We start from the raw sequence: 16,848 nt of genomic DNA, 5'->3' as shown, positions 1-16,848 counted from the left end.
CGCGCACAGGCTAACCCGGTGTCACCCGGCTTGGTCCAACACAGATCGGGTACATATCGACAACTGATATTTGTCAGCCGAGGTGAGAGCCGTGGACCTGGATCTGGCCATAGTCCGAGCCTTCGTCATCGCCGCCGATCACCTGCATTTCGGCCAGGCCGCAAAAGAGCTATCTCTCACCCAGCAGGCCCTGTCCGCCCGCATCTCGCGTTTGGAACGCTCTCTCGGCGTCCGGCTGTTCGACCGGAGCGCGCGGGGCGTCGACCTCACCGCCGCCGGGCGGCTGTTCCTGGCCTCGGCCAGGCACCTGCTCATCGCGGGCGACCGCGCGGTGGCGTCGGTCCATCTCGGCGACCGCCCGCTGCGCATGGGCGTCTGGGGAGACCTCTTCTTCCCCGGGCCGGCCATCCGCGCCCTCACCGGCGGGCAGCCGGACCTCCGCCTGGAGGTCGGCACGTCCCAGCACGCGCGGGCCGCGGTCGCGGCCCTGCGCCAGGACGAGCTCGACGTGGCCTTCGGACGCGTGGCCGAACGCGACGAGCTCTCCACCGGCGCCCTGAGCCGATGCCTCGTCCGCCTGGACGCCATGGGCGTGCTCGTGCACGCCGACCACCCGCTGGGCTCCCGGACGGCGGTGCGCCCGGTCGATCTGCGCGGCACCCGCCTGTGGTTCCCCGGACGGCTCCGCCCGACCGACTTCCTCCACCAGCTCATCGACCACTTCGGCCTGGTCGGCGAGTCCGACGGCGTCAACCTCGGCCCGTACCACCTGCTCCACCTGATCCCGGACGACCCGGGCCTCGCCGCGATCGTCCCCTGCCACGTGAAGCCGCTCGTCGGCCCCGCCCTGCGCCTGATCCCCCTCACCGACCCGACGCCGCTGTACGGCTCCTCCCTCGTGTGGCGCAAGGACGAGCCGCACCCCGACTTCGAACGCCTCCTCCAGCGCGCGGCCGCCGCCGGCCAGCGCCACGCATGGCTCCGCTACGACGAGCACCGCCACTGGCTCCCCGCCGAAGAACTGGCCGACGTCTCGTCCACAAAGAGCCGCACGACCTGCGCGACCTGACGGGCTACCCGGTTCCGCGAGCCGCGGTGGCCGCCCGGCGCAGGTGTTCGTGGCGGGTGGTCACGGGGGTGAGCAGGTCGCCGTGGGTGATGGCGTAGCGCTCGCCGTTGAGCAGCGCGTCGATGACGTTGCCCGCCGCCTCCTCGGGGGACACCACGGCCTGCACCATGGCCGGGTTGCTGGCGGCCATCGCCTCGAAGTCCTCCTGCTCGCCGATCGGACGGCGCAGGTGGTCCGGCTGGGCGGCGGCGCTGGTCTCCAGGTGCCGCGACGCCATCCCGGAGGGGAAGAGGACGCACACGGCGATGCCGTCGTCGCCCAGCTCCAGGCGCAGCGTCTCGGCCAGGCCCAGTACCGCGAACTTGCTGGCCTGGTAGGCGGCCATCCGCCCGGCCGGGTCGAGCACCGACGAGGACGCGGTGAAGGCCAGCCGCCCGGCCGGGGCCGCGCGCAGCGGCGGGACGAAGGCGCGGGCGACGCGGGCCGCGCCGACGACGTTCACGTCCAGCACCCACCGCCACTCCTCGTCGGTGAGCCGCTCCACCGCCCCGAAGAGCTGGACGCCCACGTTCGACACCACGAGGTCGGCGCGTCCGAAACGGTCGAGCACCGCGCCCGCCGCGGCCCGCACGCCGCCGTCGTCCGCGACGTCGGCGGTCAGGCCGACGGCGTCGACTCCGTGCGTTTCCCGCAGGGCCTCGGCTTCGGCCTCGGCGCGTTCGCCGTCCCGGTCGAGCAGCGCCACGCGCAGGCCGCGCTCGGCGCAGCGGGCCCCGAGCGCCAGCCCGAACCCGGACGCGCCGCCGGTGATGACCGCGACCTCCGTCATGTCGCGGCCGGTTCGGTGATGTCCATGCGGAGGCGGGTCAGCGTCGAGGTCTTGATCCGCCACGTGCCGCCGGACTTCTCGTAGGTCTCGTGGTAGTGGCCGTAGCCGGTCAGCTCCCGCCCCTCGGCCCACTGGACGTGGTCCTCCATCGCCCAGACGCCGGTGGCCGTGGACGGGGAGGTGACGGTGATCTCGGGCGTGTGGCAGTGGTGCACGGTCACCCGGTCGCCCAGGGTGTCGAGGAGGAAGGCCATGAAGGCGTCGGCGCCGGTGATCACGGTGCCGCCCGAGCCGGTCGTGTCGATCACGACGTCGTCGGTGAAGACCCGGCGCATGGCGTCCCAGTCCTTGGTGTCCATCGTGCGGCAGTAGCGGGCCTTGAGCTGCTTGATGGCCTCGATGTCGTCCACGGGGATCTCCTCGTCTCGCGATCAGGTGAAGGCGGGCAGGACCTCGCGCTCGAAGAGGCGCAGGCTCGACCACGCCAGTTCCATCGGGATCCCTCCGCACAGCGGATGGAACTGCACGTAGGGGGACGGGGACGCCTTCAACTCCTCCACGAGCTGGGCGGGCGTCAGGACCCGGTACTGGCCGGTCTCCCGCAGCCGGTCGGCGCCGGCGGTGGTGCGGTAGGGCCCGGCGAGGTCGTCCTGGTCCCGCCAGGCGCCGTAGGCGTTGGTCTCGTGGAGGAAGAAGGGCGCCAGCTCCGCCCAGCCCTTCTCGGGGTCCTCGGTGAGCGCCACGACCCGGTTCCTGCCGATCGGGCTGGGGCCGGGGTCGGGACGGCCGAGCTTCTGGACCTCGTCCCGGTAGAACTCCCAGATCTCGGGGAGCGAGGGGATGAAGCCGTCGGCGATGCGGGCGGCCCGCCGGGCGGCCGGCTCGCTGCTGCCGCCGAGCAGGACGGCCGGCCCGCCCGGCCGGTACGGCGGCGGCGTGACGCGCACCGTGCGGCCCCGGTACTCGAACGGCTCGCCGGTGAACGCGGCCTTCATCGTGGTGACCGCCTCGGTCACCCGGCGCGCCCGCTCCTTCATGGGGATGCCGAACATCGCGAACTCCTCGCGCACGTAACCGCCGCCGACGATCAGGTCGGCCCGCCCCCTGCTCAGGTTGTCGAGGACGGTCATCTCCTCGGCCAGCCGCAGCGGGTCGTGGAAGGGGGCGATCAGCGCGGCGATGATGAAGCGGACGTCGGTGGTGCGCGCCGCCATCGCCGCGAGCAGCTGGATCGGGCTGGGCAGGTAGCCGTCCGGCGAGCCGTGGTGCTCGGAGACGGCCACGCTCGAACATCCCAGCCGGTCGGCCCACTCGACCATGTCCAGGGCCGCCGCGTACCGGTCGGCCATGGACGTCCCGGCGAAGTCGGGGTTGCGGAAGTCGAAGCGGAGGCCGAACGGCACGGCGGGACGGTTCATCGGTCCGCGGGTTCCTCTCGTTTCAGCATGGCGGGGGACTGGAGAAGCGGGCCCGGGTCAGGGGCGGGGAACGTGGCGGGACGCCTGGGTGGGCAGGTCCGCGTAGGTGACGATGCCCGGCCGCGCGGCGACCACCGCCGGGATGGCGTTGACGACGGGCATGGCCGTGATGACCGACCCGATCGCGAGCATGTCCTCCAGGCTCATCGACGTGAAGTCCTGCGGCAGGACCTCCACCCGCACGTTGACCTGCGGATGGCCGCGCACCTCGATGAGGTAGGCCATCGCGATCTCCCACGCGGGGTCGAGCTCCTGGGTCACGGCCCAGCGCACGTGCGCCTCGGTGACGTCCACGCCGCCGGAGACGCCGAACCACCGGACGTCCAGTCCGGCGACGGTTCCGGCCTTGACCGTGCGCCCGGGGATGTCCAGGTCCTTGGTGGCGTGGGCGAAGCCGACCTCGCAGCGGACGTCGTCGATCGTCGCGTCGAGCAGTTCGGCGAGGGCCTCGACGGCGTCGCCGAACGGCGCCGTCGCCTTCCGGACGTCGTCGGCGTGCCCGGGGTCCCCGGCCGGACGGCCCCAGCCCAGCTCGTCCTGGTTCGCGTCGCCCGCCCACATGCCGATGTCGAACGACTCCAGGACCCGGACGTAGTTCACCTCGCGGCAGACCCCGGACGCGACCGCGGCCAGCTGGTCGGCGTAACCGGGGTTGACGCCGCTGCCGAACAGGCTGGCGTTCCCCGCGCGGGCGGCCTCCTCCAGGGCCGCGCGGGCCTCCTCGCCGTACGCGCGCCCGGTGAGGAACGACGCGGTCGTGAGGACGTTGACGCCCGCGCGCAGCAGGCGGGTCAGCTGCTCCACGTCGGGATGCAGCGGCATGTGCAGGACGCAGTCCGGCGCCAGCGCGATGATCGCGTCGATGTCGTCGGTGGCGAGGATGCCGAGGAGGCGGCCGAGGCCGGCGAGCTCGCCGACGTCCCGGCCCGCCTTCTCCTTGCTGTAGGCGTACACCCCGACGAGTTCCAGGTCGGGGCGCTCCACGATGGCCGCGATCGACTGGCGTGCGACGTTGCCCGTCGTCCACTGGACCACGCGTAGGGGGCGGTCGGACGTGCGTTCCACTGTGCCTCCCTGGACAAGGGGGATCGTGCGAAGCGTCCGCCGTTCACCGGCGTCGCCCGAGCCTAAGCGGAGAATTTGACCACGGTCAACATTTGCGCGGCCGCCATTCCACGCGGTTCCGGCGGGCCGGGAGAAGGCACTTGCTGACCATGGTCAGCGCCCCGGCGTGAAAGAGGTGTGCCGGAAGTGGACGAGTGTGCCGTCCCGCCGCATCCCGCCTGGTATGACGTTGTGCGGGAGAGGAGGCGCCATGACCGGATCGATCGACGCGGCGGAGTCGTCCATCACGGCCCGGGCCGGGATCGCCGTCGCGCGCGTCGGCGTGGGGCTCATGTGGATCCAGAACTCCGGGTGGAAGACCCCGCCGGATTTCGGTGAGGACCGCGACGACGGCCTGTACGCGCAGACGCGCCTGGCCGTCGAGCACGAGGTGCTCGCGCCCTGGGCGTGGCTCGTCGAGCACGTCGTCCTGCCGAACTTCACGTTCTTCGCCTGGGCGACGATGCTTCTGGAGGCTTCACTGGGGGCGTTCCTCCTGGTGGGGCTGGCCACCAGGTTCTGGGCGGTGGTCGGGATCGGCCAGTCCGTGGTGATCACGCTGTCGGTGCTGAACGCGCCCGGCGAGTGGCACTGGTCGCGCTTCCTCATGGTGCTCGTCCACGTGCTGCTGTTCGCCGTGGCGGCGGGCCGGTACCACGGCCTCGACGCGCTGTGGCGCCCGCTGTGGCGGCGATCGCCCGGACGGGCCGGCCGGCTGCTGCTGAGGGCGTCATGAGGGCCGCCGACCGCGCCGTTGTGGCGCTCGGCGCGACCTCGCTGGCCAGCGTCCTGTTCGCCTTCACCGACGGGTATCCGTGGGAGATGGCGGCGATGCCGGGCCGGGCCGTGGTGGTCGCGGTGGTGCTGGGACTGGCGGCCTGCGCGGCGGTCGCGGTGCGCACCTCGATTCCGGTGCTCGTCGTGGGCGCGGCCTTCCTGGTCGCCGCCGTGGTGGTCGTGGTGGAGCAGACCCTCGGCGAGACGTGGATCGAGGGCACCGGGGCCACGTTCTCCCTGTGGCTCGGCCTGGGCGCGGGACTGGTGGCGGCGGGGCTCGCCCGCCGCCTGGAGTGAGGGCGCCCGCCGCTCAGCGGTCCGAGAGGAGGACCGGGCCGCCGATGTTGACCGTGCCCAGCGTCCAGAGAGCGCCGGAGACGGGATCGACGGTCAGGGCGTCCACGTGGACGTTGCTCCGGTTCGGGACGGCCGGGGTCGGCACGCGTTCCCAGGCGCCGCCCCGGTAGCGGATCAGGCCGGGCGCGGCGGGCTGGTCGCCGGCGTGGCCGTTGGCCCACAGCGTCCCGTCCGGCGCGCGCACGATGCTGCCGAGCGAGTTGAGCCCGGCGGGCACGGGGACGCTCTCCCAGGCGGTGCCGTCCCAGTGCAGCAGGATCGGCCTGCCCCCGCCGTCGCTCCAGTTGACGCCGACGGCCCACGCCTCGCCGGACGGCAGCGGCAGCACGTCGGTGATCGTCCCGAAGCGTCCTGGCTGGTGCAGCGTGGATCTCGTCCAGGACGTGCCGTCCCAGTGCGCCGCCTCGAGGGTGTCGGAGTAGTCGGAGACCTCGCCGAACAGCCAGATGTCGTCGGCCGACCGCACGCGCAGCGTGTGCTGCCACCGCAGTTCCGGGAGCGCGGTGAGGTGCGCCCAGGTCCCGTCCGTCCAGCGGTAGAGGTCGGTGGCCGTCGACAGCCAGACGCCGGACGCGTCGGCCTGCACATGCGCGGCGGTCGTCCCCGGGGGCAGCGCCACCTGCGTGAACGCCGAGCCGGTGAAGCGCGCCACGTAGGGCTGGTGCGAGTTTTCGGTGACGTGCTTGGTCCCGGAGATCCACACGTCCTCGGGAGCGACGGCGTCGACGCCGATGATCGTGGCGTGGCTGGGAAGCCCGCCGAGGGGGTACTCGACCCAGCCGCCGTCCTTCCAGCGCCGCACGACGGGGTTGCCGGGGATCGTCCGCCCGGTGCCGGGAATGGGGCCGGGCACGACCAGTTCGCCCTGGGTGCCGGCGATCCAGACGCTGTCGGGGGACGCCGCCGACACGTCGTAGAGGTAGTTGTTCGGCCAGAAGAAGGGCAGCGACACCCGTCTGAGGTCGCCGGGCGTGCCGAGCAGGGCGGTGCGCGCCGCGACGGCGGGCGGCGCGGCCGGTGACGCGGCCGCGGGGGAGACGAGCCCGGCGGCGGCGAGGACGCCGGCGGCCAGCGCGCCGGAGAGCGTGAGTCGGAGCATAGGCGCCAGTATTCACTGGCATGGTCGGGGGTTCTTGTCACCTCCCGCACAAGAACCCCCGACCGGCCTCCGCTCAGCGCAGGCGGGCCTCGATGGCCTCGATGATCCGCGGGCGCAGCTCCGCGGCGCGGATGACGGCGTCGACGGAGCCGACCTCGACCGCGCGCCGGATGCTGTGCACCCGGTCGAACTCGGCCGCCACCTCGCCCAGCTTCTCCGCCCGGACCGACGAGCGGAGCTCGTCCAGCTCCGCCGTCAGCGCGGCGCGGTCGGCACCCGAGGCGGGCGTGACCCGGGCCTCCAGCTCCCGCACCCGCGGGTCGGCCGCGGTACGGGCGTTGACGTCGCCGGAGAACACCGCCGCGGCGGCGGGAGCGCCGCCCAGCACCGACGCGAACGAGCCCTCCAGCGCCAGCACCGTCATGTTCGGGTTCAGCGCCTTGGAGAACACCACGAACGCGCCCCCGTGATACCGCGAGATCACGCAGAACACGATGGGCCCGCGGAAGTTCACGATCGCCCGGCCGATCTCCGCGCCGTACTCCAGCTGCAGCTTGCGCATCGACTCCGGCGAGCCGTCGAAGCCCGACAGGTTCGCCAGCACCACCAGCGGCCGGTTGCCGCTGGCCGCGTTGATCGCCCGCGCCGCCTTCTTCGACGACCGCGGGAACAGCGTGCCCGCGGTGTAGGCGTCCGGGCCGTCGGTCGGCGGGTAGCCGCGCCGCGGCACCGACCGCGACTCGATGCCGAGCAGGCACACCGGCAGGCCGCCCAGATGCACGTCCTGCACCACCGCGGTCTCCGCGTCGGCCATGCCCGCCCAGCGCTCCAGCACTGGGTGGTCCTGGTCGGACAGCGCCCGCATCACGGTCCGGATGTCGAACGGCTTCTTGCGGTCCGGGTTGGCCTCCGCGGAGAAGATCTCGCCGACGGTGGCGAAGTCGCTGCCCTCCACGGCGTGCGGGAAGCCGGAGATGTCGCGGTCGACCGGGTCGGACGTCGCCGCGCGGCGCGGCGCGTCCTCGCCGGGCGCGACGTAGGTGTGGTCGTAGTGCGCCATCAGGACGTTCCGCGCGGCGGCCAGGTTCGGCGCCCAGTACTGCGCCTGCCCGTTCGGGCCCATCACCCGGTCGTAGCCGCCGATGCCGAAGTTGTCCTCGGCCGACACCCCGCCGGAGAAGTCGAGCGCCTGCTTGCCGGTGAGCACCATCGCCGAGTCCGGCGTCATCACCAGGACGCCCTTGGTGTGCATGAGCATCGTCGCCTCGGCGTTCCAGTACGGCTGCGCGCCGACGGTGATGCCCGCGACCACGATGTTGATCTCGCCGCCGTCCTGGGTGAACTCGACGATCCGCTTGAGCGCCGCGGCCACCCAGTCCATGTTCTCGGTGCCCGACTCCATGGAGATCCGCGCGCCGGAGGACAGCGCGTACCACTCCACCGGCACCCGCATCCGCTCGGCCAGGTCCAGCGCGGCGATCACGCGGCGGCACTCCGGCTCCGACAGCGCGCCGAGCGACTTGGTCGGGTCGCCCAGCAGCACGACCCGGGTGACGCCCTGCGGGTGCCGCCGGGTCGGCGTGCTGACCACGCCCGCGACCATCGCCGCCTTGTTGCGGCCCTTCGGCCGGTCGACCGGCACCAGCGCGTGCCCGCCGTCCAGATCGTGCTCGACGAAGTCGCCGAGCAGGGCGGTCAGCTCGTACGGGTACACGGTGTTGCGGCTGCTCGCCCGCAGCACCTTCAGGCGGTAGTCGTCCACCGGCTCGACCGGCTCGTCCGACGGCTCCCCGATGTCCAGCGCGGCGCCGCCGGCGGCGTCGAAGGAGAGCCGGACGGCGACCTTGGCCGGCTCGCCGGTCGTCCGGTCGCGCTGCCGCGCGATGAACAGGATCTCCTCCAGCCCGGCGCCCGCGGTCGTCGGCAGCATCCGCTCGACCAGCACCTCCAGCTCCGCGCGGGTGATCTGGCTGGTCGGCCAGACGTAGACGACGATCCGGTTGGTGTTGAAGCGCTTCTTGGACGGCCGCAGCGACTGCGCGCGGCGGATCGAGTCCAGGCAGGCGGCCACGGTGTACTCGGCCGTCGGCAGCGCCGCCAGCCTGCCCTCGTTGTCGCGCAGCTCGGTCAGGTCCCGCACCTGCGCGAACGCGACGAGGCGGTCGTCGGACGGGTTCTCCCGCGCCGCGCACTGGAAGAGGTAGACCTCCTCGTCCGACGACGGCAGCCGGGTGAGGTCGAACGCGCTCAGCCGCTCCATCTGCATCCGCTGCGCGATGTGCGGGTGCAGGCCGCGGATCAGCCGGTCCTCGGCCATCCCGGTGCCGGCCGTGCGGAAGGTGAAGTGGTGGTGCATCACCCCGCCGCCGCTGCCCGCGACGGTGGCGGTCACCCTGCGGACCTGGGCGGGCAGCGGGTGCGCGTCGACGACCTCCTGCAGCGCGTCCGCCATCGCGTCGAAGTCCTCGGGCTGGTTCTCCCAGGCGAGGTAGATGTCGGCGTCGAGGGCGTCCTCGTCCTTGGCCAGCTCCGCGAGCCCGCGCAGCGCCCCGCCGAGCTCCTCGAAGCCGACCGCGGAGGAGACCAGGCACGAGCCCGCGCGCTCGGCGACCACGAACCTGCAGCCGGCGACCTCGCTGGTGCGGACGCCGGTCAGCCCCTTGTTGCCGTAGTACCGCCGGGTCAGGACCTCCAGCATGACCGAGTTGTCCCGGTCGTCGCGGCCGAGCCGCCGGCCGAGCAGCCGCACCAGCGGCTCGGTGCTGCGCACCATCTCGGCGATGCGCTCGGCGCGGTCCGGCGAGTCCGGGTGCGCGTCCAGATGGCGCAGGTGCCGGCGGACGTCGGCGTAGACGCGGGCGCGGTTGCGGCGCAGCAGCGGCTGGGCGAACCAGGCGAACACCATGCCCGCGGCGAGGTCGTATACCACGGGGAACCGCACCTGCGAGGCGGCCACCAGCCGCTCCAGCGCCAGCCCGACCGGCTCGCGCAGCGCCTGGCGCGGCGCCGGCTCCCGCAGCCACGCGCGCAGCAGCGTCGCGATGACCGTGGCGTCGGCGGACGCCCGCTGCTGGGCGAGGAAGATCCGGAACACCGCGGCCTCGAGCTCGGGGGTGCGTTCCAGATCCGTGACGCCGTAGTGCCCGAGCGCCTTGGCCAGCTTGGCCTGGAACGCCTCCGGCAGCCCGGCCCGCTCGACGTCCAGGCTCTGCAGGTAGGTGTGGAAGTACTCGCGGGCGCTGTGCACGTGGCCCTCGCCGCCGTCCCCGCCGTCGCCGCCCGCCGGGCGGTCGCGGCCCAGCTCGGCGAGGTCGGTGAACACCTCGAGGAGGCCGAGCTCCTCGGCCACCGTCCGGTGACCGTCCTCGGCGGCCGCCCGGCGCGCGGCGAGGTAGTCGTCCAGCACTCGGCGCTCGTCGTGCGGGTCGACGTCGTAGCCCAGCAGCAGGCTGCGCAGGTTCTCCAGGCCGCGCGTGGTGCGCACCCGCGCCGGGACCCCGGCGGGCGCGGCGGGCAGGTCCAGCTCGGCCGACTCGGCGGCCGCGGAGTCCTCGCCCGCGGCGTCGTCGTCGGCGAGCGGCTCCAGCCGCAGCAGCGGCGCGCCGGTCTCCACCTGGCTGCCCACCGACACGGCGCATTCCTTCAGCCGCGCCCTGAACGGCGCCCGCAGCACCGTCTCCATCTTCATGCTCTCCAGCACCAGCACCGGAGCGCCCGCCTCGACCTCGTCGCCGGCCTGCAGCGGCGTGGCGACGACCAGCGCCGGCGCGGGCGAGCGGACGACGCCGCCCTCGTCGCGGCTGACCCGGTGCGCCACGCCGTCCACCTCGACCAGGTGGGTCGGCCCGTGCGTGCCGGTGAGCAGCCGGTACCGGGTGCCGTTGACGACGATCTGCCCGGTGTGCCGGTCGAAGCGGTCGAGCTCGACATCGGCGGTGCGGACGTCCTCGCCCGCCTCGACGACCACGCGGAACCGGTGCGCGCCGACCCGGGCGACGCGCACCCGGTAGGCGGCGCCGCGCAGCTTGAGGTCCAGCGGCCGGCCGCTCTCGTGCCGCACCTGCGGGCGCCCGCCGAACGCCGTCGCCAGCAGCCGCTGCCGCTCGGCGCGCTCCTCCTCCTCGTACGCCTCGATCGCGGCGGCCGCCAGCGCGACGCCGGAGTGCCGGTGCGCGACGAGCCGTCCCCCCGGGCCCTCGCCGCGGACGCGGTCGATCCACCCGGTGTCGGCGGAGGCGTCGATCACCTCGGGCTGGTCGAGCAGGTCGAGCACGAAGCTCTTGTTCGTCGCGCCGCCCTCGATGATCACCGTGGTCTGCGCCAGCGCCCGGCGCAGCCGGCCCAGCGCCTCGTCCCGGTCCCGGCCATGGGCGATGATCTTCGCGATCATCGAGTCGAAGTCGGCGGGGATGGTGTCGCCCTCGCGGACGCCGGTGTCCACCCGGACGCCCGGCCCGGCGGGCAGGTCCAGCCGGGCGATGCGGCCGGGCGCGGGCGCGAAGTCGCGGTCGGGGTCCTCGGCGTTCAGCCGCGCCTCGATCGCGTGCCCCCGCTCCACCGGCGGCTCACCTTCCAGCCGCCCACCGGACGCCACCATCAGCTGCGCCTTGACCAGGTCGAACCCGGTGGTGGACTCGGTGATCGGGTGCTCGACCTGCAGCCGGGTGTTGACCTCCAGGAACGCGAACAGCTTGTCGGCCGGGTGGTACAGGAACTCGACGGTCGCGGCGCCGCGGTACCCGACCGCCACGGCCAGCCGCTCGGCCGACGCCTTCAGCTCGGCCGCCTGCACCGGGCTCAGCACCGGCGACGCCGACTCCTCGATGATCTTCTGGTTGCGGCGCTGCACCGAGCAGTCGCGGACGCCGAGCGCCCACGCCGTCCCCTGCCCGTCGGCGATCACCTGCACCTCGACGTGCCGGGCCCCGGTGACCAGGCGCTCCAGGAACACCACGCCGCTGCCGAACGCCCGCGCGGCCTCCTGGCTGGTGCGCTCGTAGGCGTCGGCCAGCTCGGCCCCGTTGTTGATCACGCGGATGCCGCGCCCGCCGCCGCCCGCGGTCGCCTTCAGCATCAGCGGATAGCCGATCGACTCCGCCGCCTCCAGGGCGGCCTCCAGGCTCTCCACCGCGCCGCGGCTCCACGGCGCGACCGGCACCCCGACCTCCTCGGCGATCAGCTTCGCGCCGATCTTGTCGCCGAGCTTGCGCATCGCGTCCGGGCTCGGCCCGACGAAGGCGACCCCGACCTTCGCGCACAGCTCCGCGAACGCCGGGTCCTCCGCGACGAACCCCCAGCCGACCCACGCGGCGTCCGCCCGGGTCTCCACCAGCGCGCGCTCCAGCACCTCCAGGTCGAGGTAGGGGCGCGCGGACGCGGGACCGAGGTCGTAGGACCGGTCCGCCTCCCGGACGAAGGCGGCCGTACGGTCGACGTCGGTGTACAGGGCGACCGTCTCGATCCGAGCCCCGGTCTCCGCGGCGATGTCCCGCACGGCGTGGATGAGCCGCATGGCGGCCTCACCGCGGTTGACGATGGCGACACGACTGAACACCCGACCGAGCCCTCCTGTAGACCACGATGTGCGCGCCGCGACACGGCGGCATCCCGGCAGTGTTCACCCTTCCGTCTACCGGGCGGCAGCGCCATGCCGTGAACAACGCAGGCTGGGCGGCCTCAATTTGTGGGAAACGTCCAAAAGCCTGCCGGCCGCACGGGCCCGATCGGGCCGCTCGCGAGCGGGGGAGCGACACGCTCTACCGCCCCCGACCGTGCCATGAGCAGGGCAGACGCGGATACCGGCCCACGCCGGCCGGCCCCGCTCCGGGCACGAGCGAGCGGCGCGAAAGCCCGCCGAGTTGTCTTCACTCCACGTGATCGCAGGATCACGATCCCGGAGGCTCCGGCCGGAGCCCGGTGAACGACGCCCCGGCCGGATCCGCCAGAATGATCACCTGACCGGTTGAGTCGACGAAGGGCGCGGGAGCGTAGATGAGCGAGCCGTCCCGCGAAGGAGACGCGGACCTGGCAGCCGAGCCCGGCCGGTCATCGTCCCGGTCGGCCATCGTGAAGCTGTCGGTCTTCGCCGCGATGCTGCTCGGGTTCGGTGTGCTGGTGGCGCTGGGCGGCGGCGCGCTGTGGGACGACATCAGCGCGTGGGTCGACTCGCTCGGCTTCTGGGGACCGCTGGTCTTCGCCGTCTGCTACGCGCTGGCGGTGACCGTGCTGATCCCCGGCTCGGTGCTGAACGCGTCCGCCGGCGCGCTCTTCGGCGTCGCCCTGGGCGCGGCGGCGGTGCTGGTCGGAGCCACCGCGGGCGCGGCGCTCTCCTTCGGCCTGGCCAGGCTCATGGGACGTCCGGCTGTGGCCAGGTACACCGGGTCGGGCCGGCTCGCGCGCCTGGAGTCCTACCTGTCGCGCCGCGGCTTCGAGTCCGTCCTGGTGCTGCGCATGGTGTCGATGTTCCCGTTCGGGGCGGTCAACTACGGCGCCGGGGTGGCCGGGGTCGGGTTCGGCCCCTACATGGCGGGCACCGCGCTCGGGATCGTGCCGGGCACGCTCGTCTACACCGGGCTCGGCAAGGCACTGAGCGAACCCGGCTCCCCGGCGGTGTGGCTGGCGCCGGTCGGCCTGGTGCTCCTGAGCGGGGTCGGCTGGTGGCTGGCGCGGCTCGCCCGCTCCCGGACGGACCGCGCCAAGACGACCGACCAGGAAGCCGGGACGAGCTGAGGCGCGGCCGTCACATCACCAGGCGCGCCGGGCCTTCCGGTCGAGGAGCCGATCCGTCGCCCACCACACGGCGACGAGCACCGACACGACCGCCGGAACCCCGAGCAGCGCCGGAGACCAGTCCCGGAGCAGGTAGAACACCACCGCGCCCACGACGTAGCCCCCGACCAGGACGTGGACGGACATCTGGCCGATCGGGTGGAAGAGCGCGCCGAGGACCAGGACCGCGCCCGCCCACGCCACCAGCCAGTAGAAGAAGAACTCCCGGAACAGCGGGATCCGCTTGCTCTCGGACCCGACCGTCAGCCGGGTGACGTGCCCGCGCCACATCTCGGCGTACCCGGACGTGCCGGGCCTGGCCCTGTCGTACAGCCCCTTGCCGACCTGGAACGTCCGGCGCCTGCCGTCGGGCGTCCGGACGGTCACGTCGTAGCGGAACCGGTCCGCGACCGCCGCCCGCACCGCGACCGCGGGCACGTCCCCGGCGGCGGGCAGCGCGTGGGCGGCGACGGGGATGAGCCTGAGCACGGGCATCGGAGGCTGCGGCGCGGGCGGCGGGGTCGGCACCTGGATGGGCGTCGGCGGGGAGTCGTCCTCGACGCGCCTGGACCTCTCCACCACCGTCACCGTGACCGTGGCGATGCACTCGCGCTGGTCACCGGGCAGGTGGGGGGCGCAGTGCAGCGCGCGTTCGTAACCCCGCATGTCGTGGTAGGCGTCAGAGGCCGCCATGCCGCACGCGGCGACCAGCGCCAGCCCGGCCGCCGCGACCACCAGCCGTGCCGCCACCAGGACGAGGACCCTCCGCATGGTCCGATGATGACGGCACGGGCGCGTCACGGAAAGCGTTTTTCCCATGACGCTGGGAAGCAGCGGGCGGCCGCGCCGCCGAGCCGGTCGAAACGAATGTTTTAGTTCGTGCTACGAATGAGATTGATGAAGGGGCTCATGCTCCCGGCATCCCGGCGATGATCAATCCGAATTCGTCGGCCGGGGCGCGGCCAACTCCGCTCCAGGGATCATCGCCTCGCCCTCGAAACGGCGCAGATACCGTTCGACGACCTTGAGAGTCTCCTCGTGGCCGCTGTCCATTCCCAGGGCGGTCTCCATGCCCACCACGCGGGACAGGCTCGTCACCAGCACTCCCAGGAAGCCGACCGGGAACCTCTCGAGGTCGATCCCGTGCTCTTCCGCGATGCGCGCCAGGGTCTCGTTCTGCATGCCGCGCAGCCGCTCGGCATAGTGGGCGATCTCGTCCTTCATGGACTTGCGGTGGTTGGCCAGCGCGCTGAACTCCATCGTCAGGGCGCTGGCGGCCGGATCGGTGGCGAAGGCCCACAGGGCCCGCAACGGCTGAGGCGAGGCCAATGCCTGCGCCTGTGCCTCCACTCCCGCCTCGGCGAGACGCCGGAAAACCTCAAGGAAGAGTTCGTCCATCGTGCGGAAGTAGTAGTGCACGAGCTGGGGTTTGAGACCGGCCTTGGCGGCGACCCGCCGTGAGGTCACCGCGGCATATCCCTCTTCCAGCATGAGCTGTTCCGCCGCATCGAGCAGGACCGTCCGATTCTTTGCGTCCGGTGCGCCAATTCTGCGCGGCGTTGACATCTGGCCGACCTCCACGGGTATTTCAGTAACGTCCCTGCTGGACCCGGCGACATCGTAGCGCCGAGCTCCAGGCGTGACCTTGACCACAGTCGCTCAGCAGTGCTAAGCAGGTGCCTAGCATCGCTGGGCGAGCGCTCAGCGGCGAAGGATCGGCGACCTCCACCGTGCGCGACGGCTGGCGGCGCACGTCTTCGAGGAGGGCCTGGGTGAGTGACTTCGCACCGGCTGACCCCGCCACCGAGGGTCCGGTGAACTCCCATGACCGCTGCGCCCATCGTGGGGTGCAGTGTCCATCACGGGTGGTAGCGCGGCAAGACCCTGAGCGCGGTCGGCATCGGCGGACATCCCCGGTACCGCACCGCGGCACGGGCTGCCGCGAGCGCGGCCGGGCCGCCGTCCCCGGTCCGGGACGGGCGAGGACCTGCGCGGTGGGCCGGTGAGCGCGGGCGTGCAGGCGGCCGCGGCTCGATACGTCGGGACGCGTGTGCCGCGGGTGGAGGATCCGCGGTTGCTGACCGGTCATGGCACGTATGTGGATGATGTGGTGCGGCCGGGGATGTTGCACGCGTGTTTTGTGCGCAGTCCGCTGGCGCGTGCGCGGATCACCGGTGTGGACGCCTCTGAGGCGTTGGCGCTGGAGGGTGTGCATGCGGTGTTCACGGCGGAGGATCTCCATCCGGGTGTGCACGAGGCGTGGTACACGCTGATCGGCAAGGACGTCCCGGACACGCCGCGGCCTCCGATGGCCGAGGGTGAGGTGCGTTTCGTCGGTGATCCGGTGGCGCTGGTGGTGGCCGATGACCGGTATCTGGCCGAGGACGCGGCAGAGTTGGTGGTGGTCGACTACGACCCGCTGACCCCGGTCGTCGACTACGTCACCGCGCGGGACTCCGAGGAACTGGTGCACGAGGCTTACCCGCGCAACGTCGCGGGCGAACTCGGCGGCGCCCCCGCGGACCAGCTCGCACCCGTCTTCGACGAGGCGGCGCTGGTGGTCGAGGACACGATCTACCAGCAGGCTTACGCCCCCGTACCGATGGAGACGCGGGGGATCGTGGCGGAGTGGTCGGCCACCGAGCGCGAGCTGACGATCTGGACGGCGACCCAGTCGCCGCACGAGGTGCGCCTGTTCTGCTCCCGGCTGCTGGGGCTCCCCGAGCACCAGGTGCGGGTGGTGATGCGCGACACCGGCGGCGGTTTCGGTCAGAAGGTCATCCCGATGCGCGAGGACATGTGCGTCATGCTCGCCGCGCTGAAGGTGCCGGGTCCGCTGAAGTGGATCGAGGACCGGCGGGAGAACCTGCTCTCGTCCAGCATGTCGCGGCACGAGCACGCCGACGCCCGGATCGCCTTCGACTCCGAGGGCGCGATCCTGGCCGCCACGATCGACTACGTCCAGGACGTGGGCGCCTACCCCGTGCCATGGCCGGTGGGCACGGCCGCGGCCGTCGGGATGTTCTACCCCGGGCCGTACCGCGTTCCGCAGGGCACCTTCACCACGACGTGCGTCTTCTCCAACACCCTCGGCCGCGCCGCGTACCGCGGGCCGTGGCAGTTCGAGTCGGTGGTGCGCGAGGTGCTCCTGGACCGCGCGGCGCGCCGGCTGGGCATCGACCCCGCCGAGTTGAGGCGCCGGAACCTCCTGCGGCGGGACGAGCTTCCGTACACCAACCCCATGGGGATGCCGTACAGCGATATCACGCCGTCGGAGACGTTCGAGCAGGCGTTGAAGATGCTGGATTACGAGGCGTTCCGGCGTGAGCAGGAGCTGGCGCGGGCGCAGGGCCGGTATCTGGGTGTC

Annotated in this window: 13 protein-coding genes; 5 read left to right on the top strand and 8 right to left on the bottom strand. The window is 72.7% G+C overall.

Features of this window, described 5'->3' with window-relative positions; genetic code table 11:
* Nucleotides 1-91 precede the first annotated feature (91 nt).
* On the top strand, nucleotides 92-1,069 hold the full coding sequence (locus ACFPZN_RS02355) for a LysR family transcriptional regulator (protein ID WP_378279630.1): 978 nt from the start codon (nucleotides 92-94) through the stop codon (nucleotides 1,067-1,069).
* Nucleotides 1,070-1,073: 4 nt separating this feature from the next.
* Here ACFPZN_RS02355 and ACFPZN_RS02350 read toward each other — a convergent pair whose 3' ends face one another.
* From ACFPZN_RS02350 to ACFPZN_RS02335, 4 genes are read right to left on the bottom strand one after another with little or no spacing between them, the layout of a single operon-like run.
* Complete coding sequence (locus ACFPZN_RS02350; RefSeq protein ID WP_378279629.1) at nucleotides 1,074-1,898, bottom strand: SDR family oxidoreductase; 825 nt, start codon at nucleotides 1,896-1,898, stop codon at nucleotides 1,074-1,076.
* Nucleotides 1,895-2,308 (bottom strand): nuclear transport factor 2 family protein, encoded by a 414-nt coding sequence (locus tag ACFPZN_RS02345; RefSeq protein ID WP_378279627.1) that lies wholly within the window; start codon nucleotides 2,306-2,308, stop codon nucleotides 1,895-1,897. Before ACFPZN_RS02345 ends, ACFPZN_RS02350 begins: the two co-directional genes overlap by 4 nt.
* A gap of 21 nt (nucleotides 2,309-2,329) precedes the next feature.
* Nucleotides 2,330-3,316: an LLM class flavin-dependent oxidoreductase gene (locus ACFPZN_RS02340; RefSeq protein ID WP_378279625.1), complete on the bottom strand. Its 987-nt coding sequence runs from the start codon at nucleotides 3,314-3,316 to the stop codon at nucleotides 2,330-2,332.
* Between the two features lie 57 nt (nucleotides 3,317-3,373).
* On the bottom strand, nucleotides 3,374-4,441 hold the full coding sequence (locus ACFPZN_RS02335) for an NAD(P)H-dependent amine dehydrogenase family protein (protein WP_378279623.1): 1,068 nt from the start codon (nucleotides 4,439-4,441) through the stop codon (nucleotides 3,374-3,376).
* Between the two features lie 250 nt (nucleotides 4,442-4,691).
* Between ACFPZN_RS02335 and ACFPZN_RS02330 the strand changes: the two genes are divergently transcribed.
* Both ACFPZN_RS02330 and ACFPZN_RS02325 read left to right on the top strand, forming a co-directional pair.
* A complete protein-coding gene (locus ACFPZN_RS02330) occupies nucleotides 4,692-5,216 on the top strand; it encodes a DoxX family protein (protein ID WP_378279621.1) in 525 nt (174 codons plus the stop codon).
* Nucleotides 5,213-5,554 (top strand): Rv1678 family membrane protein, encoded by a 342-nt coding sequence (locus ACFPZN_RS02325; RefSeq protein ID WP_378279619.1) that lies wholly within the window; start codon nucleotides 5,213-5,215, stop codon nucleotides 5,552-5,554. Before ACFPZN_RS02330 ends, ACFPZN_RS02325 begins: the two co-directional genes overlap by 4 nt.
* A 13-nt stretch (nucleotides 5,555-5,567) precedes the next feature.
* Here ACFPZN_RS02325 and ACFPZN_RS02320 read toward each other — a convergent pair whose 3' ends face one another.
* Both ACFPZN_RS02320 and ACFPZN_RS02315 read right to left on the bottom strand, forming a co-directional pair.
* Nucleotides 5,568-6,713, bottom strand: coding sequence for a hypothetical protein (locus ACFPZN_RS02320; RefSeq protein WP_378279617.1), 1,146 nt, complete (start codon nucleotides 6,711-6,713; stop codon nucleotides 5,568-5,570).
* A 73-nt stretch (nucleotides 6,714-6,786) separates the two neighbouring features.
* Nucleotides 6,787-12,267 (bottom strand): ATP-binding protein, encoded by a 5,481-nt coding sequence (locus tag ACFPZN_RS02315; protein WP_378279615.1) that lies wholly within the window; start codon nucleotides 12,265-12,267, stop codon nucleotides 6,787-6,789.
* A gap of 437 nt (nucleotides 12,268-12,704) precedes the next feature.
* Here ACFPZN_RS02315 and ACFPZN_RS02310 point away from each other — a divergent pair, with 437 nt between their 5' ends.
* Nucleotides 12,705-13,442 (top strand): TVP38/TMEM64 family protein, encoded by a 738-nt coding sequence (locus ACFPZN_RS02310; protein ID WP_378279613.1) that lies wholly within the window; start codon nucleotides 12,705-12,707, stop codon nucleotides 13,440-13,442.
* A 15-nt stretch (nucleotides 13,443-13,457) separates the two neighbouring features.
* Here the strand turns inward: ACFPZN_RS02310 and ACFPZN_RS02305 are convergent, their stop codons facing one another.
* Nucleotides 13,458-14,252, bottom strand: a complete 795-nt coding sequence (locus ACFPZN_RS02305) for a hypothetical protein (protein WP_378279611.1) — start codon at nucleotides 14,250-14,252, stop codon at nucleotides 13,458-13,460.
* Nucleotides 14,253-14,414: 162 nt separating this feature from the next.
* On the bottom strand, nucleotides 14,415-15,062 hold the full coding sequence (locus ACFPZN_RS02300; protein ID WP_378279609.1) for a TetR/AcrR family transcriptional regulator: 648 nt from the start codon (nucleotides 15,060-15,062) through the stop codon (nucleotides 14,415-14,417).
* 421 nt (nucleotides 15,063-15,483) lie between these two features.
* On the opposite strand from ACFPZN_RS02300, the gene ACFPZN_RS02295 reads away from it, so the two are divergent.
* On the top strand, nucleotides 15,484-16,848 hold a 1,365-nt coding region (locus ACFPZN_RS02295), incomplete at its 3' end, for a xanthine dehydrogenase family protein molybdopterin-binding subunit (RefSeq protein ID WP_378279607.1).

It is taken from the genome of Actinomadura rugatobispora (assembly GCF_042656285.1).
GTDB classification, from domain to species: Bacteria; Actinomycetota; Actinomycetes; order Streptosporangiales; family Streptosporangiaceae; genus Spirillospora; species Spirillospora rugatobispora.
The sequence above is the reverse complement of the archived record's forward strand: the minus strand, read 5'-3'. Positions and strand labels throughout refer to the sequence as shown.

Bases quoted from the DNA above. Each gene is read 5' to 3' on its own strand.
- ACFPZN_RS02350 (WP_378279629.1), bottom strand. From the start codon at position 1,898: ATGACGGAGGTCGCGGTCATCACCGGCGGCGCGTCCGGGTTCGGGCTG.
- ACFPZN_RS02320 (WP_378279617.1), bottom strand. From the start codon at position 6,713: ATGCTCCGACTCACGCTCTCCGGCGCGCTGGCCGCCGGCGTCCTCGCC.
- ACFPZN_RS02340 (WP_378279625.1), bottom strand. From the start codon at position 3,316: ATGAACCGTCCCGCCGTGCCGTTCGGCCTCCGCTTCGACTTCCGCAAC.
- ACFPZN_RS02325 (WP_378279619.1), top strand. From the start codon at position 5,213: ATGAGGGCCGCCGACCGCGCCGTTGTGGCGCTCGGCGCGACCTCGCTG.
- ACFPZN_RS02310 (WP_378279613.1), top strand. From the start codon at position 12,705: ATGAGCGAGCCGTCCCGCGAAGGAGACGCGGACCTGGCAGCCGAGCCC.
- ACFPZN_RS02305 (WP_378279611.1), bottom strand. From the start codon at position 14,252: ATGCGGAGGGTCCTCGTCCTGGTGGCGGCACGGCTGGTGGTCGCGGCG.
- ACFPZN_RS02330 (WP_378279621.1), top strand. From the start codon at position 4,692: ATGACCGGATCGATCGACGCGGCGGAGTCGTCCATCACGGCCCGGGCC.